The sequence below is a fragment of the Spirosoma jeollabukense genome, assembly GCF_054777855.1.
The window spans coordinates 651459-671019 of sequence record NZ_BAAHAD010000002.1 but is presented as its reverse complement, the minus strand read 5'-3'; the positions used below and the strand labels follow the sequence as shown (position 1 = coordinate 671019).

Annotated in this window: 20 protein-coding genes; 12 read left to right on the top strand and 8 right to left on the bottom strand. The window is 47.6% G+C overall.

Annotation, left to right across the window (positions count from 1 at the left end; all coding sequences use genetic code 11):
• Positions 1-67 precede the first annotated feature (67 nt).
• Positions 68-3775: a PAS domain S-box protein gene (locus ACYVEA_RS11190; protein ID WP_461113508.1), complete on the top strand. Its 3708-nt coding sequence runs from the start codon at positions 68-70 to the stop codon at positions 3773-3775.
• Positions 3776-3870: 95 nt separating this feature from the next.
• On the opposite strand, the gene ypfJ is transcribed toward ACYVEA_RS11190, so the two are convergent.
• Both ypfJ and namA read right to left on the bottom strand, forming a co-directional pair.
• A complete protein-coding gene (ypfJ, locus tag ACYVEA_RS11185; protein WP_461113507.1) occupies positions 3871-4725 on the bottom strand; it encodes a KPN_02809 family neutral zinc metallopeptidase in 855 nt (284 codons plus the stop codon).
• A 103-nt stretch (positions 4726-4828) separates the two neighbouring features.
• Positions 4829-5899, bottom strand: a complete 1071-nt coding sequence (gene namA, locus ACYVEA_RS11180) for an NADPH dehydrogenase NamA (protein WP_461113506.1) — start codon at positions 5897-5899, stop codon at positions 4829-4831.
• An 80-nt stretch (positions 5900-5979) separates the two neighbouring features.
• On the opposite strand from namA, the gene ACYVEA_RS11175 reads away from it, so the two are divergent.
• Positions 5980-6237, top strand: a complete 258-nt coding sequence (locus ACYVEA_RS11175) for a DUF6582 domain-containing protein (RefSeq protein WP_461113505.1) — start codon at positions 5980-5982, stop codon at positions 6235-6237.
• Between the two features lie 102 nt (positions 6238-6339).
• Here the strand turns inward: ACYVEA_RS11175 and ACYVEA_RS11170 are convergent, their stop codons facing one another.
• The 3 genes from ACYVEA_RS11170 to ACYVEA_RS11160 all read right to left on the bottom strand — a co-directional run bounded on the left by ACYVEA_RS11170 (position 6340) and on the right by ACYVEA_RS11160 (position 7513).
• The gene (locus tag ACYVEA_RS11170; RefSeq protein ID WP_461113504.1) at positions 6340-6624 is read right to left on the bottom strand and encodes a hypothetical protein; all 285 of its coding nucleotides are present in this window, start codon (positions 6622-6624) and stop codon (positions 6340-6342) included.
• Between the two features lie 231 nt (positions 6625-6855).
• Positions 6856-7245 (bottom strand): hypothetical protein, encoded by a 390-nt coding sequence (locus ACYVEA_RS11165; protein WP_461113503.1) that lies wholly within the window; start codon positions 7243-7245, stop codon positions 6856-6858.
• Between the two features lie 55 nt (positions 7246-7300).
• Entirely contained in the window at positions 7301-7513 is a 213-nt protein-coding gene (locus ACYVEA_RS11160; RefSeq protein WP_461113502.1) for a hypothetical protein, read from the bottom strand.
• Between the two features lie 355 nt (positions 7514-7868).
• Here ACYVEA_RS11160 and ACYVEA_RS11155 point away from each other — a divergent pair, with 355 nt between their 5' ends.
• From ACYVEA_RS11155 to ACYVEA_RS11140, 4 genes are all read left to right on the top strand, one after another.
• Positions 7869-8966: a Nif3-like dinuclear metal center hexameric protein gene (locus tag ACYVEA_RS11155; RefSeq protein WP_461113501.1), complete on the top strand. Its 1098-nt coding sequence runs from the start codon at positions 7869-7871 to the stop codon at positions 8964-8966.
• A gap of 116 nt (positions 8967-9082) precedes the next feature.
• The gene (locus ACYVEA_RS11150) at positions 9083-9838 is read left to right on the top strand and encodes a zinc ribbon domain-containing protein (protein ID WP_461113500.1); all 756 of its coding nucleotides are present in this window, start codon (positions 9083-9085) and stop codon (positions 9836-9838) included.
• Between the two features lie 93 nt (positions 9839-9931).
• Positions 9932-11422, top strand: a complete 1491-nt coding sequence (locus ACYVEA_RS11145; RefSeq protein WP_461113499.1) for a tetratricopeptide repeat protein — start codon at positions 9932-9934, stop codon at positions 11420-11422.
• Positions 11423-11476: 54 nt separating this feature from the next.
• Positions 11477-12349, top strand: a complete 873-nt coding sequence (locus tag ACYVEA_RS11140) for a glycosyltransferase family protein (protein ID WP_461113498.1) — start codon at positions 11477-11479, stop codon at positions 12347-12349.
• Positions 12350-12376: 27 nt separating this feature from the next.
• On the opposite strand, the gene ACYVEA_RS11135 is transcribed toward ACYVEA_RS11140, so the two are convergent.
• Both ACYVEA_RS11135 and ACYVEA_RS11130 read right to left on the bottom strand, forming a co-directional pair.
• Complete coding sequence (locus ACYVEA_RS11135; RefSeq protein WP_461113497.1) at positions 12377-13255, bottom strand: hydroxypyruvate isomerase family protein; 879 nt, start codon at positions 13253-13255, stop codon at positions 12377-12379.
• A gap of 12 nt (positions 13256-13267) precedes the next feature.
• Positions 13268-14062 (bottom strand): 3-keto-disaccharide hydrolase, encoded by a 795-nt coding sequence (locus ACYVEA_RS11130; protein ID WP_461113496.1) that lies wholly within the window; start codon positions 14060-14062, stop codon positions 13268-13270.
• Positions 14063-14226: 164 nt separating this feature from the next.
• On the opposite strand from ACYVEA_RS11130, the gene moeB reads away from it, so the two are divergent.
• From moeB to ACYVEA_RS11100, 6 genes are all read left to right on the top strand, one after another.
• Positions 14227-15366 carry a molybdopterin-synthase adenylyltransferase MoeB gene (gene moeB / locus ACYVEA_RS11125; RefSeq protein ID WP_461113495.1) on the top strand — a complete coding sequence of 380 codons (1140 nt, stop codon included), beginning with the start codon at positions 14227-14229 and terminating at the stop codon, positions 15364-15366.
• Between the two features lie 155 nt (positions 15367-15521).
• Positions 15522-15875: an aspartate 1-decarboxylase gene (panD, locus tag ACYVEA_RS11120; protein ID WP_461113494.1), complete on the top strand. Its 354-nt coding sequence runs from the start codon at positions 15522-15524 to the stop codon at positions 15873-15875.
• A gap of 130 nt (positions 15876-16005) precedes the next feature.
• Positions 16006-17058, top strand: a complete 1053-nt coding sequence (locus ACYVEA_RS11115; protein ID WP_461114071.1) for a lysylphosphatidylglycerol synthase transmembrane domain-containing protein — start codon at positions 16006-16008, stop codon at positions 17056-17058.
• A 13-nt stretch (positions 17059-17071) separates the two neighbouring features.
• Entirely contained in the window at positions 17072-17551 is a 480-nt protein-coding gene (rfaE2, locus tag ACYVEA_RS11110) for a D-glycero-beta-D-manno-heptose 1-phosphate adenylyltransferase (protein ID WP_461113493.1), read from the top strand.
• Positions 17552-17732: 181 nt separating this feature from the next.
• Complete coding sequence (locus ACYVEA_RS11105; protein WP_461113492.1) at positions 17733-18158, top strand: DUF2147 domain-containing protein; 426 nt, start codon at positions 17733-17735, stop codon at positions 18156-18158.
• 220 nt (positions 18159-18378) lie between these two features.
• Entirely contained in the window at positions 18379-19044 is a 666-nt protein-coding gene (locus ACYVEA_RS11100) for a zinc metallopeptidase (protein WP_093823662.1), read from the top strand.
• Positions 19045-19153: 109 nt separating this feature from the next.
• Here the strand turns inward: ACYVEA_RS11100 and ACYVEA_RS11095 are convergent, their stop codons facing one another.
• Positions 19154-19552: a phage holin family protein gene (locus ACYVEA_RS11095; protein WP_461113491.1), complete on the bottom strand. Its 399-nt coding sequence runs from the start codon at positions 19550-19552 to the stop codon at positions 19154-19156.
• Positions 19553-19561: the final 9 nt, after the last annotated feature.

The window sequence follows — 19561 nt, the reverse complement described above, 5'->3', positions numbered from 1 at the left end:
AGTAAACCAATATTTATTGTAAATTTAACTAGTCAGCATTCTTATTCACCGACTCATTACCCATTCCATGCGCTGGTCTGCTAAAACTAAAGATGAATTACTGGCCGAAATCCAACGGCTTCATAACGAACGCGACGGACTCGCTGTATCGGACGTATTGCCGGCATTCGACGTACGCCAGACCGTTGACCAACTTAATTTGATTGGACTCACCATCGAACGTGATGGCACACTAAGTTACGTCAATCCATATACTTACCGTGTTACGGCCTGGCAATCAGGCGATATCATCGGCAAAAACTTTTTTGATATCTTCATTCCATCGGCTGATCGACCTCGGCTCGAAGCTGAGTTTACGGAAGCATTAGCCAAAGGGGGGTTTCCCGAACAAAAGGAGATCACTTTGCTGGCTCGCAGTGGAGCACTACGGAACGTACAGGTTAATTCATTCATTATCAACGGCTCCGACGATCATGTTGCATCGTTCACAATCATTGGCGAAGATGTAACGAATAAACGACGGGTCGCTTCGGCCTTGTCGAATACCAATGCCCAATTGCAGGACCTGGTCGACAACACCTCTGACCTGATCCAGTTGCTAACGCTCGACGGCAAATTCATATTCGTGAACCGGGCCTGGCGGGACATATTGGGCTATAGCTCCGAAGAGATTTCTGCCCTGAATCTGCGGGATGTGCTCCATCCTGACTACGCCGAAAGTACGCTGGGCATGCTGAAACGCATTCAGGAAGGCGATAAACTCCCCTATGTTGAAACCGTTTTCCGGAGTAAATCTGGTAAAACCCTGTTTCTGTCGGGTAGCATCAACTGCCGGTTCGATAATGGCCGCCCAACCGCTTTTCGGTGTATTCTACACGATACCACCGGCCGGATCAGGGCCGAAAAATCGCAGAAACTCTATTATAGTATCGCCAACTGGACCATCAATGCTCCGAATTTAGCCGACCTGTATAGCAAAATTCATGAGGAATTAGGGCATATTATCGATGCCCGAAATTTCTTCATCGCCCTCTATGACACCAGCAAGACCTACTTATCGTTCCCCTACTACGTCGATGAATACTTCGGCAGCAGTATGCGGTTCACCAAACGAAAACTGGGCAACGGCATCATCGAATACACGATTCTGGCAAACAAGCCGCTGTTTCTGTACGAAAAAGATATCCGGCAATTATCCGATCAGCACCAGATTGACCTGTATGGCCTGCGCCAGCCGCAGGTGATGCTCACGGCTCCACTACGTATTGGCGATGAGATTACGGGGATTATTGGCGTGAAATCTTACGACGATGCCCAAACCTACGGCCCCCGTGATCTGGAACTGCTGGAATTTATTTCCGGACAGGTAGCCCTGGCCATTGCCCGCAAACAATCGGAGGCTCGGCTGGATAAGCAAAACGCCCGCCTGAATGCTATTTTTGACAGCAGTACCTATCTGATCTGGTCGGTAAACAAGGCCCTGCAATTGACCTCGTTTAATAAAAATTACGCCCGCCTGATTGAATACCAACTGGACGAATCACCATCCATTCAGTCGAGTGCCCCAGAGTTAGGCTGGCGCATGTTTGGAGAAGACAATCGGAAACGCCTGGAAGAAAAATACAGGCAGACGTTTAGGGGTCATCCACAGAATTTTGAGTTATATTTTGAAACGCCTAAAGGCGAAACGTACCTCGAATTTCACCTTAACCCTATTTTGTTGGCGGGTGGTGTTATCGACGAAGTATCGGGTATTGCACGCGACATTACAAACCGCCGACGTGCCGAAATTGCGACCCGCCAGAGTGAAGAAAAATTCCGGGGCATTTTCGAAAACCTACAGGATATCTATGCCCGCGTAGACCGCAAAGGACGTATCACCATGATTAGCCCGTCGATTTTCAAGCGTATGGGTTATACGCCCGATGAAGTGCTGGGCCAGGAAATAACCCAGTATTTCATTGATGAGAATGACATTCGGCACGCCATGTTCAAGCTTGGCCGTAACCGCAGCCTACGGAATTTTGAGGCCAGTATGCGCCGGAAAGATGGCAGCGAACGCCAGTTTATGTTTAACATGCTGATGTTGAACGACGGGTCGGGCGATTCCACAACGCCGGGTGGTAACTCAGTGGTAGCCGTTCTGGCCCGCGACATTACCGAGCTGAAGCGGCAATCGGCCGAATTAGTGAAAGCTAAAGAAGAGGCTGAACGGTCATTGAAGGTGAAAGAGCAGTTTCTGGCTAACATGAGTCACGAAATCCGAACGCCCATGAATGGGGTGATCGGCATGATTGACCTGCTGAACGACACGCAGTTGGATGATGAACAACGTAGCTACGTCCGGACAGTTAAACGCTCGTCAGAAACGCTGCTAAATATCCTGAACGATATTCTGGATCTGTCCAAAATTGAAGCCGGTAAAATGATGCTGCACGAAGCGCCAGTGGCGTTCAAGGAAATTTTCGAGAAGTTGATTGCCCTGTTTGGCCAACAGGCGAATTCCAAGAACAATAAACTGACGTATCACCTTGACCCTGAGTTACCCACATTCGTGATTGCCGACCAGACCCGGCTCCTGCAAGTGCTGTCGAATCTGACTTCTAATGCGATCAAATTCACCGAAAACGGGGCTATCCGTGTCGAGGCAACGCTACTGAGCAAACGGGGTAAGTTCAACCGGATTCGGGTCGTCGTGAAGGATTCTGGTATCGGCATTTCGCCCCAGAACATCGATTTGCTCTTTAATTCATTTAGCCAGGTTGATACGTCGTCGCGAAAATCCTTTGGCGGAACGGGCCTTGGGCTGGCCATTTCGAAAGAGTTGGCGCACCTGATGAAAGGTGAGATTGGTGTAGAATCGACGGTAGGTATGGGCAGTAATTTCTGGTTCACCATTGAACTGAAAGAGACCAGCATTAGCCCGACACAGCAAGCCACCGAAGTAGCCGAAATAGCGCTGGCCAACTTCTTCAGCACCTACCATCCGAACGTACTGCTGGTTGATGACAATGCGGTGAACCGTAAAGTAGCCAGTGAAATTCTGCGCAAGTCGGGTTGCATGGTGACGACTGCCGACAGCGGACCGGCTGCCATCAGCGAAGTAGAGAAGGCCGAAAAGTTGAAAAAAGAAGGCAGTTTCAGTGGGTTCGATGTCATTTTCATGGACATCCAAATGCCGGATATGGATGGCGTTGAAACCACACGAAATCTGCGCAAACAATTTGGCAAAACCCTCCCGACGATCGTTGCTATGACGGCCTATTCGATGCGCGAAGACCGTGAACGCTTCCTGAGCCAGGGGCTCGACGATTACATTGCCAAACCCATTCGTGCCCAAAGTCTGGTGGCAAAAGTAAAGGAACTAACGGATGCGAACCGGGCCAAACAGCATGATGCCCCAATGCTATTGCCCAAGAACGTAGCAGTGCCCGCTGAACCTGCGCTGCCCATTATTGACGAAGAAATTGTTGGGCAGTTGCGCGACATTGGCGGTCAGGATTTGGTCGATAGTATTATGGAGGAGTTTGTGAATGAAGCGGATGAGCTAGTCAAGGGTGCGCTATCGGCGTATGATCTTGGCGACATTCCAACCGTAAAAAGCCACTTGCATACCCTCAAAGGAAGCGCGGGAACCATCGGCGTTTCGCGTGTGGCCGACATTGCCCGAACGGCCGAGGGGAAATTAAAAGTGAATGATACCAGTGGCTTATCGGATGCCCTGAAAGCATTGGAACAAGCTTTTAACGAGTTCCTGACCGAATGGAAAAAGTAGTCAGGCAGCGCGGCTGGAAAGCCGCGTTACGTTGTACCACAAAAAAAACGGACCATGCATGGTCCGTTTTTTTTGTGGTATCCTATTAAAGTTTACTACAAATTCGCATCCTCGTTACTATTGAACGTATCCCCCTGTTTAATGTCGCCGGTTTTAAGTCCTTTTTTGAACCAATATACGCGTTGGGCAGAGGTGCCATGCGTAAAAGCATCGGGCACCACGCGGCCCTGTGTTTGCTCCTGAATCTTGTCGTCGCCAATGGCATTAGCCGCTGTGAGGGCTGCCTCCACGTCGTTTGCATCGAGCGCAATACTCTGTCCCTGTGCCCGATTTGCCCAAACGCCAGCAAAGAAGTCAGCCTGTAATTCCAGACGCACCGATACGCGGTTGTATTCACGTTCGCTTAAGCGCTGACGTAGTTCATCCGTTTTGTCCATAATTCCTAGCTGCTTTTGCACATGGTGTCCTATCTCATGCGCCACTACGTAGGCCATCGCAAAGTCGCCGGGCGCCTGAAACCGTTTCGCAAGTTCGTCGTAAAAGGATAAATCAATGTATACCTTCTGGTCTTCAGGACAGTAAAAAGGACCCATCGCTTCCTGTGCTGTGCCGCAGCCCGACTGCGTTACGTTGCGAAACATCACTAAGGTTGGTTTTCTGTATTGATTTCCCTGTTCCGCGAATACTTTTGTCCAGACATCTTCAGTACTGGCCAGCACCTTACGGGTAAATGAAGCCGCAGCATCGTCGGGCTGTGGACCCGCTGGCGCCTGACTGGTGGCCTCTTCGGGTTCGCTTTGGTTCAGAATTTGCGACGGATCGCCACCCAGTAACATAACGATAACCGCAATGACGACGGTGCCAATACCACCACCGACCAGCAAGCCACCACCACCGCTTCCCCGACGGTCTTCAACATTATCACTTTCACGTCCTCCTAACCAACGCATGATTTCTTTTTGTTTAATTAAGGTGATTGTACAACTAACGCTTACCCTTCGCTGGCAAGATTACTAGCAAACGGGCTAAAATGTTTACTCTCAGCCTAATTAATCAACGTGGCTTTGCCCGGTCATACTGCTCTGGCCAAGTTATATCATCTCCTAGCGCGTGAGCGGCATGCAATGGAAAATAAGGATCGCGCAAAAATTCACGCGCTAGCAATACCAAATCAGCCTGACCAGTTTTCAGAATTTCCTCCGCCTGCTCGGCCGATGTAATGAGTCCAACGGCGGCCGTCATTATTCCGGTTTCCTGTTTGATACGTTCGGCAAACGTCACCTGATAGCCGGGACCTACCGGAATTTTTACCTTTGCTACGTTCCCGCCGGATGAGCAGTCGATTACATCCACGCCCTTATCTTTAAGAACAGCCGCTAACGCAATGGCCTCTTCGGCAGTCCAGCCACCTTCGGTCCAATCGGTAGCTGATATTCGGACGAACAACGGCAGACTTGACGGCCATACGAGTTTAACGCGTTCGACGACTTCGAGTAACAGGCGAATGCGGTTTTCAAACGATCCACCGTAGGAATCACTACGTTGATTACTCAACGGGGACAGAAATTGATGCAACAAATACCCATGGGCCGCGTGGATTTCAATGACTTGAAAACCAGCTTCCAGCGCACGGGTAGCCGCAGCCTCAAAGTCAGCTCGTACTTTTTCAAGGCCCTCATCAGTTAATGCTACCGGCTCGGGACCACCCTCGTGAAACGGAACAGCACTAGGCGCTACGGTTTGCCAGCCACCTTCCTCCGTCGGAGAAATTGGATTGCCTCCTTTCCACGGACTTTGTGTACTGGCCTTTCGACCCGCATGGGCCAACTGAATACCCGCTATAGACCCGTTATGCCTGATGAATTGCGTGATTCGTTTCAACGTCGGGATATGGTCATCCAGCCAGATACCCAGGTCATCCGGTGAGATTCTTCCTTCCGGCGAAATGGCCGTTGCTTCGCTGATAATCAGGCCCGCTCCGCCCACGGCGCGACTACCCAAATGCACCAGATGCCAGTCTGTGGCAAAGCCATCTTCACTGGAATACTGGCACATAGGCGACACAACAATACGGTTTTTGAACTGAACACTTTGAATGGAAAGTGGAGAAAATAGCATCGACATGGTATATCCTAAAGCTTAATTTTAACAAACATTTGACCCACAGGTCTCGTTGAATCAATTCACTTAATTACTCAGCAATCATGGCTAAAGATCCAAAAATTGACCAGCGCGACGACGTCAAACCAACCGAAGGCGAGCACAAATACGGAGACGTTGAGTTCGCCGATCGTACCAACAAAAAGTACCCGATCGACACGCCTGAGCATGTAAGAGCCGCCTGGAGCTACATCAATCACAAAGACAACGCAGCTAAATATGACCCCGACGAAGTGAACATCATTAAAGAACGAATTCGAAAGGCCGCAAAAAAACATGATGTTACAATTCAGGAAGATTAATTACTCGTTTCAATCTTACAATTATCAATCCCTGAACGTCTTATATAAGCAACGCCCGATTTTAGCTAAAATCGGGCGTTGCTTATATAAAAGGAAATACAACTAAAATTTTTCCTTTACTACTTTGACATCTTTCTTTGCCTGGTCTTTAACTAGCTCGCCTTCTTTCTTCATTCTATCTTTACGAGCCGCTTTCAGCGCTTCTTTATCACCGCTTGCTTTTGCCGCTTTGCGCTCTGCTTTATTCTCTTTCAGCGCAGCTTTGTCAGCCGCTACTTCAGCCTTGGCTTCTACAGTTTCAGCTTTTTTCTTGATTTTACTATCCTGAGCCTGAGCAATGCCCATTGTTAAAGCAAGTGCAGTGACTATTACAGCTATTTTTTTCATGCCGTTTTGGGTTTCCCCTTTAGTGAATGTTTTATAAAATGAATACCATCACGACCACTGTCGTATTATATTCACTTTCTTTTAACAAAGCATCGGCGCATGTTGTTTACGCTTTTCCTTTCCAATATTTCCTTTTTAGCAAATACTCAGGAAAGATCTATTATAACTATCTCGCTACCTGACAATTATATTAATTAAAATGTAGTAAGCTGTAGTAAATTTAACTAAGTATTAATTTACTGAAGCGCTTATGACCGTGACGGTTGCAGATGTTACGCCCGGCTTTGACAGGTCAGCCTTGATGTCATTAATTTGTGTGGCAGCCCGTGGTTCAACCGACTGGTCGACAATACGTTTGGCAGTATCAATTTTACGATGACTGCTATCGTAATAATCAAATCGAACTTCTATATTTCTATATGTATACTTATGCGATGTATTAGTAATCGTAAAGCGATGCATATTAATGCGGTTACCACCCGTCGTCGATAAAGCATTTGACTTCCAGAAGGATCGATCAATCAGCAGGTCACGCACCGCATCCGGGCTATCCGCCATTTTCTGCTTACTCTCCTGACAAGAAAAAGCCAGTATTACTAAAAACCAGCAGAAGATCCTCATGTGCCCTTATTTTACGTATAGAGACGTAGGAGTACTGCGTATAGCAGCAATTGCCCTATCGAAACAAACGCAAATTTCGATTGAAAAACCGAATACCCAAGTAGGTGTAGATCAAAATAGCCCCTGTTTCGAGCATCAACCCGGCATAATTGCGGTCATATAGCCCGGTTGAATAATCCTCAATCCAGTTGATAAGGGCAGCGCAGTATAGCGCGAAGGCGACCAATGCGCCTACACAAATTAGCAGTAAGAGACGTGTTCTAGACATGTATATGTATGAGTTGGTATGGCAGCTTATAAATTCACTCACTATATATGACAGTTATTGCTGAACCAGGTAACAGCTGGGTTTACAATGAGAAACAAAAAACATGGACTTTGACCGGTCCTCTTAGTTATCGAAAGGATTTGGTCACGATTGTATTAAAGCTTAAAGTGCTAAGAGGGAAACCATAAATCTTTTCAAAATAGCCTATACGAATGTGGACACATTTACAGCAAAAGGCAATCTTTACTGACCGTATGCCGTCCGCATTTAGGCAACGGTAGGGATAAATGTCTCTTAAGTATGAGCCATCATTACGATTTAGAGTTGTATACGTTGCCATTAAATTCAGTCCATAATGATCCAGATTCACCATCTTACTGCTTATCTCGAAGCACTTGCCCCCCTCGCCTATCAGGAATCGTATGATAATGCTGGCCTGATCGTGGGTGACCCTACGACCGAGATCACAAGCGTTTTGGTAACCCTTGATGCTACGGAAGCCGTTGTTGATGAGGCTATTGCCAAAGGTTGTAATGTTATAGTGGCTCACCACCCTATTGTATTTAAGGGGCTGAAAAAATTAAATGGCAAAACCTATGTTGAGCGAACCGTTATTAAAGCCATAAAAAACGACATAGCCCTTTATGCCGCCCATACGAATCTGGACAACGTAGCAGGGGGCGTCAATTTCAAGATTGCGGAGAAACTAAACTTGCATAACGTCCGAATATTAGCGCCTAAAACGCATGTGCTTAGCAAGCTCGTAACGTTCGTGCCTGTTGCAGATACCCAACGCGTGCTGGATGCCCTGTACACAGCCGGAGCTGGTCAGATTGGTGAGTATAAAAACTGTAGTTTTCGTGTTGAAGGCACTGGTACGTATCAACCCGGTGAGAGCAGCCAGCCAGCTATTGGTCAAATAGGCGAGTATCATGAAGAACTCGAAACTAGAGTGGAAGTCATTATCCCAACCCATCAGCAGGGACAATTGATAGCGGCCCTGAAACAGGCGCATCCGTATGAAGAAGTCGCTTATTACCTCACACTACTAGATAATCACCATCAGGAAGTTGGATCAGGGGCCGTTGGCGAGTTAGAAGAGCCGTTGGACAGCAACTCATGGCTTTCGTATCTGAAAGAACACATGCAACTGAACCTGATCCGGTACACGCCCCTCCCCGACCGGCCCATAAAACGTGTGGCGGTGTGTGGGGGCGTAGGCAGTTTTTTGTTACCGGACGCCCTGCGGGCTGGAGCCGATATATTTGTAACGGCCGACTATAAATACCACGAGTTTTTCGACGCTGACGGACGCATAGGCATCTGCGACATAGGGCATTATGAAAGTGAAGTCTTCACCAAAGAGTTAATTTACGGGCATTTGCTAAAAAAATTCACTACTTTTGCGGTAATTTTATCGGAAACCGATACGAATCCGGTCAAATATTTCTAATGAATAGTGTATACAGAATAAGTTGGTTATAAAACTGATTATTTTTCAGCGCTTTATCAAAAACTTATGTTAAACATTATTCATTATACAATATACATTATAACACAACACTCCGAATGGAACTGACGATTGCGCAAAAATTAGACGCTCTTCTGAAACTGCAATCCCTTGACTCTCAATTAGACGAACTTATTAAAATTCGCGGTGGTCTACCCGAAGAAGTCCGTGATCTGGAGGACGACATCGCTGGCTTTGAAACACGGATTGGCAAGTTCCAGAGCGAAATCAAGACGCTGGAAGAAGAAATTGAACGCAATCGCGTAGCAAAGAAAGACGCTGAAAAGTTGATCACTAAATATAAAGATCAGCAGATGAACGTCCGTAATAACCGGGAATTTGACGCTATTTCAAAAGAAATCGAACTTCAGTCACTTGAAATCGAACTGGTAGAAAAACGCGCGAACGAAGCACAGTTCCGCGTTCGAGGTAAAGAGGAAGAAATCAAAACGACACAGGCGGCCCTGAACGAACGGAAAGAGGATCTGAAAGCTAAAAGGCAGGAACTTGACCAGATTACGTCGGAAAGCCAGGAAGAAGAAAAGGAAATTATCAGACAGCGCGATCTGCAGGCAACCACCATTGAGCCACGTTTGTTAAATTCCTACAACAAAATCCGCGGGAATGCGCTCAACGGCCTGGCAGTTGTCGTCGTTAAGCGGGGTGCTTGTGGGGGTTGTTTCAACGTAGTACCACCCCAGCGACAGGCTGACATTAAAGACAAAAAGAAAATCATCGTTTGTGAACACTGCGGACGAGTTTTTGCCGATGTTGAAGGCATGCCCGAACCAGCCGTCGTTGGTCGCGGTCGGTAATCAGCAAGAATTATTTATCAAAAAGGTCGTCGGGTTGACGACCTTTTTTGGTTTAGAACTGTCCTTTTGCCATTATTTCCTGTTGAAACAACCATGCTGACCTTCATTCGTCGCGTTGCGGTTGCAACAACCCTGCTCGTTCTTCTGCCGTTTGTTGTATCAGCTCAGGACTTCGTCTGGACACCCGGTTTGCAACGCGCTTTTTCTGATCTGCAGAAACTGAAAGTTGCTCCTGCCCAGCAACAGTTGACTCATGAATCTACAGAGAATGGTATTCAGATCTTTCTGGACGATTACGCTGACATGCTTATACTCGCCACCTCCGACGATGAGCAGGCCTTTGATCGCCTGAGCGACCGCGAAAGTGATCGGCTTGATATTCTGAAAAAGTTAGATGATACGTCTCCGTGGCAACGCGTTATGTTAGCTGAAGTACGTATACATTGGGCCTTTGTAAAACTAAAATTCGGCAAAGAAGTAAGCGCTAGCTGGGATGTCATCCGCGCGTATAAACTGCTGGCGGAAAACCAAAAACGATTCCCCAATTTCCTGCCCACTTATAAGTCACTGGGTACGTTGCACGTAATGATTGGCTCCGTACCAGAGAATTACGTCTGGGTAGCCAATCTATTAGGATTACATGGCAACATTAAGCAGGGCCAGGATGAGTTGAAAGGCGCCCAGCAAGATCCCGTTTTTGGCCGCGAAGCTCGTTTGATCGACTTCATGGTACGCGCCTATGTACTCAAGTTTACTGACGCTGATGAGAAACTGCTACAACGGTTCATCAGTGAGAATCCCGATAATCTGTTGCTCTGTTTCTTTGGGGCAACAATTGAACAGAAAAATGGGCACAGCGAACAGGCGCTCGCTTATCTGGCGAATCGACCTACGGGAAAAGACTACCTTGCCTTACCAATAATTGAAAATATTCTGGGTGACATTTCTCTACAAAAAGGTGAATATGTGGCATCCATAACTCATTTTCAACAGTTTCTGACAACGTACAAAGGCCAGAATTTCCTGAAGGATACGTACTATAAGTTATTTCTCTGCCACTGGTTAGGCGATGAACGCAGCGCTGGCGATAGGGTATCCCGTGCCTATTTGCAAAAAGTTATATCTGTCGGTCATACAACGGTTGAGTCGGATAAGGCGGCACAGAAGTTCGCTGAGACGTATTTAAAACGAGGTGTCTCTCCCAATCAGAAGGTATTAATGCGCGCTCGATTAGCATCCGACGGCGGTTTCACTGATAGCGCGTTGACGTATCTTCGTCCGTACAATGAGGCTAAATTTTCGCTGACGCCAGAGAAAGCTGAATATAATTACCGCATGGGGCGCATCTTTCAACGCCGAAATGAACCCGATGCTGCCATTCCCTATCTTAACCGGGCTCTTACGCTTAGCGAACCGGATCAGCTGTCCTTTGGGGCAACAGTTGCCCTGCAGCTAGGTTACATCTACAGGCAAAAAAACGATCGTACCCATGCTCGATCCTTTTTTCAGAAGGCGCTCAGTTTCAAACGGCACGAGTATAAAAACAGCGTAGATAATAAAGCCCGGGCAGCGTTGAATGAATAACGTAGCAATTGAGACTTATCTTTACCGACTCGTAGTCAACCCGATCTGTATGCCATGAAAGTAGCCGGATTCAGTTTTATCCGTAATGCCGTTCAATTCGATTATCCTATAGTGGAAGCCATTACGTCTGTACTACCCTTGTGTGATGAGTTTGTGATCGCCGTAGGTGCTTCAGACGACGATACGCTGGACTTGATCAAGTCAATCCCTTCGGATAAAATTCGAATCGTTCATACAACCTGGGATCAGAGCGCTCTTGCGGGAGGGCGGGTGTTAGCCCAGGAAACTGATAAAGCTCTTGCTGCCATTTCACCAGATGCCGACTGGGCCTTTTATATCCAGGGCGATGAAGTGTTGCATGAGCGATCTATTCCGGTAGTGCGGGAGGCTATGCAAACGTATTTAAGAGACGAGAATGTTGATGGGCTGCTTTTCAAATACCTGCATTTTTACGGCTCCTACAGCTACATAGGCGACTCCCGTCAGTGGTATCGTCGCGAAATACGAGTAATTCGAAACACGGGCAATGTAGTCTCTTACAAGGACGCACAGGGTTTTCGGACACGCGACAAGCGCAAGTTAAAGGTCAAATTGATTGATGCTTATATTTATCACTATGGCTGGGTAAAACCGCCTGAAACGCAACGAAAACGGCTTGAATACGCCAATCGCTTTTGGCATACCAGCCATGAGAACATCGCCGACGCAGATGCCCGGGCTAAAGTATTTGACTACGGCGAGATTGATTCATTAGCCCACTTTACGGGAACACACCCTGCCGTCATGCAGCCTCGCGTCGACCGCCTGAACTGGACTTTCGATTTTGATATCACCCAAAAAAAATACACCCCCCGGGTGCGCTTTCTAACTTTCATAGAAAAGCTGACCGGGTGGCGTATTGGCGAATATAAGAATTACAAACTGTAGAGACGCAAGGGGTTGCGTCACTACGAATTATACATCACATATTAATACTGCTTCTTTCAGGCTGGTCAATGGGTCACGTTTAGGGATGAACTCCTGGGCAACAAAGCCTTTATAGCCCGTTTCGAGGATGGCCTTCATGATAGCCGGATAATAAAGCTCCTGCGTTTCATCAATTTCGTTACGTCCGGGATTTCCTCCCGTGTGATAGTGCCCGATGTATTTGCTGTGCTCACGAATCGTCCGAATGATATCACCCTCCATAATTTGCATATGGTAAATATCGTACAGGAGCTTGATGTTATCCGAGCCAACACGCTTGCACATTTCTGCGCCCCAGGCCGTGTGATCGCACATGTAATCGGCGTGGTTCACTTTGCTGTTGAGCAGTTCCATAATCATCGTGATACCATACTTTTCGGCACTTGGCATCAGGCGCTTCAGCCCGACAACACAGTTGTCCATTCCCTCTTCGTTGCTCATGCCTTTCCGGTTACCGGAAAAGCAGATCACAGTGGTCAGCCCTGCTTCTTTTAACTTTGGGAAAATGCCTTCGTAACTGGCCACAAGCTCGTCATGAAGTTTTGGATTATTAAATCCATCGGTAATGCCTTTCCCGGCCCCCTGTGGCAAAGAGCAGGTAAGACCATACTTTTTCAGGACAGGCCATTCAGCGGGACCAGCCAAATCAATCCCCTTGATACCCATGTCCTTTGCGGCTTTGCAAAGATCGTCGAGGGGTATTTTGCTGTAACACCACCGGCATACAGCGTGGTTGATATTTCCTTTCAGAGCGAGGGGAGCTTGTGCAGGTTGATCCATAGAACTAGCAAAAGAATTCGTCAGAACAGGCAACGTCAGGGCGGTACCAGTTAGCGTTTTAAGGGCCGTACGGCGGGAGAAGGTCATAAGAATTTTGGGCTATAATTCGCGAATCCGAATATTGCGAAACCAGACTTTATTACCGTGGTCCTGCAGGGCAATATGACCGCTCGCATATTTACCAAAGCCTTCCCACCCTTTAAATTTACTCTCCGACACCATTTTATCCCATTCGGGACCGCTGGTTGGGTACTCTGCCGTTTTCTTGCCATTTAGATACTGTTCCGCTTTTCCTTTACTGACAATCAGTTTGGCTTTGTTCCATTGACCAGCCGGATTAGCGGCTCCAAGCGTGACGGGCTTTTGTAAATCATAAAGTGCACCCGCGGTGCGGTTGTTGTCGCGCCCCTGTTTAGCATCGGGATGGCGCTCATTGTCAAGCACCTGCATTTCAGGACCCGTATTGTAGGTAGCCTTGTATTTAGGGTCTTCATGAACATGGTAAATAATACCACTGTTGCCACCTTCCGCAATTTTCCACTCTATTTCCAGTTCAAAATCACCGTATTCCTTGTCGGTTACCAGGTCACCAGCGCCACCCGCCGTTAAATGAATGGCGCCATCATCAACCGTCCATTTGTCAGAGACGGGTTGACCTGCTTTCAGGTACGTGTGCCAGCCCGTTAAGGTTTTACCATCGAACAAGCTTTCCCACTTACCTTTGGTAGGCTCATTAACACCGATAGTAGGCTTTACTGGATTAGCAGAAGCATTGACTGAATTTGCCGTGAAGGTTAGAGAAAGGGCCAGCAGACCAACTGTCAATTGTGACCGAAATTGTAGTAAATGAGCGTGAGCAGCCAGATCGATTGCCGGAAAAAGCGTATGGTTCATAGTTAGGAAACGTTTGGATTTTGACGGGGCAATAGTACTAAAAAAAACTACATCCATCACGTTTACTAAATATTTACACACGGACTAAAAACGGCGCAATTTTAGACAGGATAAATCTGTTGGATAAATGCAGCATGTTTTAGCTTGCTCAACGAACACCAAATATGGAAGCCACAACCCTAGTACCTGCCGAAAAACAACGCTATCAGAAGCACCTTAATCTGCCTGAAATTGGTACAAAAGGTCAGTTACAACTCAAAAATGCCCGAGTGCTGGTCGTTGGAGCCGGTGGTCTTGGTTGTCCTGTGTTGCTCTATCTGACAGCAGCGGGCGTGGGTACGATCGGTGTTATTGATCCGGACGTAGTGGATTTAAGCAATCTTCAACGGCAAGTTCTGTACACGACGGACGAGGTTGGCAAACCCAAAGCCAAAGTGGCCGTTAGTCACCTGAACCGATTGAATCCGGATATCAGTTTCGATACGTATACGATGGCGCTGGACATCAGCAACGCGCGCAGTATCATCGGAGAATATGATATCGTTGTTGACTGTACCGACAATTTCAAGGTTCGCTATTTAGTCAATGATATGTGCGTTACGCTCGGCAAGCCTTTTGTCTATGGCGCCATTCATCGGTTTGAGGGCCAGGTAGCCGTGCTGAATGCCGACCTCGGCGACGGTCTTCGTGGACCAACGTATCGGTGCCTGTTTCCGGAGTATCCAAACGAGATTGAAATCCCGAATTGTAACGACACGGGTGTTCTGGGCGTGTTGCCTGGTGTCATTGGCACGTATCAGGCCAATGAAGCCATCAAACTTATTACCGGTATCGGCCAGTCCCTAAGCGAACACCTGCTGATGATCGATCTACTGTCGATGGGTCAGCAGAAAATCAAAACCAGGCGCCGGGCCGACGCCGAAGAATTGGCAAAACAAGGCTTAATATCGATGGGGTTGCCCCCGGCTCCGGGTACGTTAGGACCACAAAAAATGTCCGTTAAGGAACTAGCCGACCGCCTGTCACTAGGTGAATCCATCTTTCTGCTGGATGTGCGCGAACGTCCTGAATACGATTTATGCCATCTGGATAATGCCGTGCTTATTCCGGTTAGCATGATTCCTAACAATCGGAAACGTATTCCGACCGATCGGCCCGTTGTTGTCTACTGTCACCACGGCATTCGTTCGGCGAATGTTGTTCAGTACTTATATGCGCAGGAAGGTCTGACAAATCTGTATAATCTTGATGGCGGCATCAATGCCTGGGCGCGAGACGTTGAGCCAGCGATGGCGGTGTATTGACCCGAAGTCACTGGTGCGTAATGAGTTAACATTCGGCCTGTTTGTGGTGGCGAAACTGCCCGGAACCAAGCCCTATTCATGACTGTTTTCGGTACGATGTAATGGAAGTGAGCAAGTGCTATACTGCCGTTCCATTCGATTCGTACCTAACAATCATGTTCCTTACAGTTTTAAAGTCCAAACTCCATCGCGTCAAAGTCACGCAGGCAGAACTCAACTACGTCGGAAGCATTACCATTGATGAAGATCTGATGGAGGCAGCCGGTCTACTCGAAAATGAGCAGGTTCATATCGTTAACAATAATAACGGCGAGCGGCTTGTCACCTACGTTATCAAAGGCGAGCGCGGTTCGGGCATCATTTGCCTCAATGGAGCGGCTGCCCGCAAGGCACAGGTTGGCGATATTATCATTATTATTGCCTACGCCATGATGACCGCCGAAGAAGCTAAAGCCTATAAACCGACCGTAGTTTTCCCGGATAATAACAATCGGTTGGTGAAAGGTTGAGCCTTTTATTTACCGTTAACACCCATTTGGGCGAAACTCCGTTACTTTGTAACGGAGTTTTTTGTAACGCGGCTGCAAAGCCGCACTAATGTCCATCTCAGCGCAGCTTTCCAGCCGCGTTACACGCTTTATGAATCTAACGAATATTCTTAAGTATGTCATTTCACTGGCCATTGCTGGTGGGTTACTTTGGTTTACATTCCAGCAAAGTCATCTTGACGCAGCCGATCTGTGGCGAAAAATCAGTGCCGCCGATTATCGGTGGATAGTGGCATCTGCCTTCTTTACGATTATTGCGCACTGGAGCCGGGCCGAACGATGGCGTATTTTGCTGGAGCCTGTCGTTTCGCAACGTCCAAGTTCGATTGATGCCACAGCAAGTGTCCTGACGGGTTATCTGGCCAATTTAGCGTTGCCACGGGCTGGCGAAGTAGCCCGTTGCGGCACACTGTATAGGTTGTCAGGGGTGCCGGTCAATGTCAGCTTTGGTACGGTTGTTGCCGAGCGGTTGTTCGACGTATTGATGTTGCTGCTATTGCTGGCCGCTACGTTCATCCTGGAATTTGATCGCCTGAGCCAGTTTTTCATGGAGTTTCTGGGCGGTAAATTACCTAAAGGATCCAGTGGGTCGAGCGTACTATTTCTGGTTGGCGCGGTCTTGTTAGGACTCGCTTTGCTGGGTTGGTTTTTGTTCAGCCGGTATCGCGAAGCACTAGGTCGGCACCCACTCTATCAAAAGGTTAGTGGCTTCGTGACAGGGTTGATGTCGGGACTTCTGAGCGTCCGTAAGTTACGTCGGCCGGGTGCTTTTATAGTTCATACGCTCCTGATCTGGACTATGTATTACCTGATGTCATACACGTTGTTTTTTGCGATGCCTGCCACGGCCAATCTTGGTCCTTTGGCTGGATTGACTATTCTGGTGGTTGGTTCACTGGGTATGGCCGCTCCAACGCCGGGCGGCATCGGTTCGTTTCACTTATTGGTTGGTCAGGTGGCGCTGCTCTATGGCCTGACGGGGCAGGATGGGCAAGTCCTCGCTACGTTCATTCACGGCGTTTCAACAATTATGATCATCATTCTGGGTGTTCTGGCTCTGTTAGTTGTCCTGCTCCGGCGCAACAAAGTAACCGACGCAGCCGACGTACTGGACGATCCAAAAGCCATAAAACTAGAACGATAAGGTGTTTTCTTTTATGACCGAATCCAAAATTCTTACCCGCGAACAAGCCATTCAACAGGCTGACCAGTGGAGAGCCGAAGGCCAGCAAATCGTTTTTACGAACGGATGTTTTGACATAGTTCACCTTGGTCATATTGATTATCTCGAAAAAGCGCGTCATCTTGGCGATCGCCTGATTTTAGGCCTCAACACCGATGCGTCGGTCAGTTGCGTTAAAGGCCCATTACGCCCTGTAGTAGACGAATATGCCCGCGCCCGACTCATGGCTGCCTTCGAATTTGTCGATGCAGTTGTCCTCTTCGGCGAACCCACGCCTATCGAATTAATTGAAGTTATTCAGCCTGATGTTCTGGTTAAGGGGAATGATTATACAGTAGCAACTATTGTTGGCGCTGATTTTGTGTTAGGACGAGGTGGGCGGGTAGAAACGGTTGCGTTGGTACCGGGCTACTCCACTACCAAACTTATTGACCGGATTAAACAGAGCTATTAAACCTGTGTATCAACGCTTATGGCTCCGTTCTACCGGTTAATTAATTTTAATCTATCATTCTTATGGATTCAGGAATAAAGACGCTATTTTTAAGTCCCGTTACGTAGTGTGGCAGCGTCCGTAGGCGGGTTTCCTGATAATTTCCGTTTCAGTAATTACCTCGTAAACCGACAACGCACGAATGAGTCCGATTTCACTACGTAACAAACGCCGTTTCTGGGTTTGGGCCCTGATTTTACTATTACCCATAACCGGCAAATCGTCTGTTGATCATACCGCCGATCAGATTCTGGGTATCTGGGAATTTCCGGGCAGAGGCTCAACGGTTGAGTTGTATCGTACGGGCGATCGCTACTTCGGACGCATTGCCGATGTGAGTCCAACAGGACAGGAAAAATTTGGTCTGACCAAAAATCAACTCCTCATCAGCAATCTGGGGTTCGATGGCAATGGCTGGTCGGGCGGTGAGCTGATTCACCCTAAAACGGGCATGCATTTTAGCCTTGAGGTAAAAATGATTGATTCTAAAACCCTGAATGCCCGGATTTTCAAAGGCTTCCGTTGGTTGAATAAAGAATTTGTATTGACGAGGGAGAAAACGCCCTAGACGGCTTCATTTCGATATAAAATACGGCTTCACTTACGCAAATAGGTGGAGCCGTATTTGCGTATTGGCTTGTTAAATGGAGTATTAGCTTGATAAATGGTCACCCTGATGGGATACTTTTTCGGGTAAACTGTTGTTTTATTATCAACAGGTACTAAGTTTCCTGTTTAGAACGAACCAAAAACCTGACTAATTAACAATGGCATTTTCCTGGATATTGATGATTGTTATCTTCGGCCTCAGCGCGTTTGTGAGCTGGCGGTTACGAAGCAAGTTTAACGAATACTCCCAAATTGGCCTTAGCAACGGTATGAGTGGTGCTGAAGTAGCCCAAAAAATGCTGAATGATAATGGCATATACGACGTCCGGGTTGTTTCAGTTGAAGGCATGCTTACCGACCATTATAATCCGGAGGAAAAAACCGTTAACCTCAGCGCTGATGTTTACTATGGCCGAAGTGTAGCAGCTGCGGCTGTAGCTTCGCACGAATGTGGGCACGCGGTGCAGCATAAACTAGCTTATGGGCCACTGAAACTCCGTTCAGCCATGGTACCCGTACTGACGGTGTCATCGCGTTATTTGCAGTGGGTGTTATTGGCGGGTATTTTGTTATTGAATACAACGCCCCTTCCACTGGCTATTGGCGTTGCGCTGTTTGCTTTAACGACCCTGTTTAGTTTCGTTACATTACCCGTTGAATTTGACGCCAGCCGCCGGGCACTCGCCTGGGTACAAACGACCGGCGTTGTAAATCAGCGTGAGTATGGTTTTGCCAAAGACGCACTGTGGTGGGCAGCTATGACGTACGTAGTGGCAGCGCTGGGTTCATTAGCCACGCTACTTTACTACGCCAGCCTTCTGATGGGTGGCCGTCGAAGCGACTAATTCCAAACAGATAACTATATTTCTAATGCAAAAGGCCGTGTTGTCATCGACACGGCCTTTTATTTTGTAGTGCTTAACGGCCGTAAATGGCTGCGTAACGAGTTCTTTGTTAAGCCAGTCGTAGATGTGCTAATACTGTTACTACGTAGCCCGAATCAACCATTTCCGGCGTAGGCGCCGAGCGGTCAATAAGTGTTCCGGCTACCGCTACGGCCAGGGCAATGACTAGTGCCGGCCAGAAGCCAACGATGGTAAAACTGTCCATCACTTTGTCAATCAGCTTCAGGAGAATTGCTGTCACAACAATTCTGACAATACCCGTCAGCAGAAAAAATGTAACTAGATTGAGTGGGAAGCGAATAAGCCAGCCCACAAAGAAATTCAGTAAGCCAAGTAGTAGCGCAATCAATACGGCTGTCCCAAAATTTTTGACATCAACCTGGGGCATAAGGTAAGCCAAACCAAAAATTACGGCGGCATCGAGCAGTAAATGTAGGATGAGATTCATCTAATCAGG

Bases quoted from the DNA above. Each gene is read 5' to 3' on its own strand.
- ACYVEA_RS11190 (WP_461113508.1), top strand. From the start codon at position 68: ATGCGCTGGTCTGCTAAAACTAAAGATGAATTACTGGCCGAAATCCAA.
- ypfJ (WP_461113507.1), bottom strand. From the start codon at position 4,725: ATGCGTTGGTTAGGAGGACGTGAAAGTGATAATGTTGAAGACCGTCGG.
- namA (WP_461113506.1), bottom strand. From the start codon at position 5,899: ATGTCGATGCTATTTTCTCCACTTTCCATTCAAAGTGTTCAGTTCAAA.
- ACYVEA_RS11175 (WP_461113505.1), top strand. From the start codon at position 5,980: ATGGCTAAAGATCCAAAAATTGACCAGCGCGACGACGTCAAACCAACC.
- ACYVEA_RS11170 (WP_461113504.1), bottom strand. From the start codon at position 6,624: ATGAAAAAAATAGCTGTAATAGTCACTGCACTTGCTTTAACAATGGGC.
- ACYVEA_RS11165 (WP_461113503.1), bottom strand. From the start codon at position 7,245: ATGAGGATCTTCTGCTGGTTTTTAGTAATACTGGCTTTTTCTTGTCAG.
- ACYVEA_RS11160 (WP_461113502.1), bottom strand. From the start codon at position 7,513: ATGTCTAGAACACGTCTCTTACTGCTAATTTGTGTAGGCGCATTGGTC.
- ACYVEA_RS11155 (WP_461113501.1), top strand. From the start codon at position 7,869: ATGATCCAGATTCACCATCTTACTGCTTATCTCGAAGCACTTGCCCCC.
- ACYVEA_RS11150 (WP_461113500.1), top strand. From the start codon at position 9,083: ATGGAACTGACGATTGCGCAAAAATTAGACGCTCTTCTGAAACTGCAA.
- ACYVEA_RS11145 (WP_461113499.1), top strand. From the start codon at position 9,932: ATGCTGACCTTCATTCGTCGCGTTGCGGTTGCAACAACCCTGCTCGTT.
- ACYVEA_RS11140 (WP_461113498.1), top strand. From the start codon at position 11,477: ATGAAAGTAGCCGGATTCAGTTTTATCCGTAATGCCGTTCAATTCGAT.
- ACYVEA_RS11135 (WP_461113497.1), bottom strand. From the start codon at position 13,255: ATGACCTTCTCCCGCCGTACGGCCCTTAAAACGCTAACTGGTACCGCC.
- ACYVEA_RS11130 (WP_461113496.1), bottom strand. From the start codon at position 14,062: ATGAACCATACGCTTTTTCCGGCAATCGATCTGGCTGCTCACGCTCAT.
- moeB (WP_461113495.1), top strand. From the start codon at position 14,227: ATGGAAGCCACAACCCTAGTACCTGCCGAAAAACAACGCTATCAGAAG.
- panD (WP_461113494.1), top strand. From the start codon at position 15,522: ATGTTCCTTACAGTTTTAAAGTCCAAACTCCATCGCGTCAAAGTCACG.
- ACYVEA_RS11115 (WP_461114071.1), top strand. From the start codon at position 16,006: ATGAATCTAACGAATATTCTTAAGTATGTCATTTCACTGGCCATTGCT.
- rfaE2 (WP_461113493.1), top strand. From the start codon at position 17,072: ATGACCGAATCCAAAATTCTTACCCGCGAACAAGCCATTCAACAGGCT.
- ACYVEA_RS11105 (WP_461113492.1), top strand. From the start codon at position 17,733: ATGAGTCCGATTTCACTACGTAACAAACGCCGTTTCTGGGTTTGGGCC.
- ACYVEA_RS11100 (WP_093823662.1), top strand. From the start codon at position 18,379: ATGATTGTTATCTTCGGCCTCAGCGCGTTTGTGAGCTGGCGGTTACGA.
- ACYVEA_RS11095 (WP_461113491.1), bottom strand. From the start codon at position 19,552: ATGAATCTCATCCTACATTTACTGCTCGATGCCGCCGTAATTTTTGGT.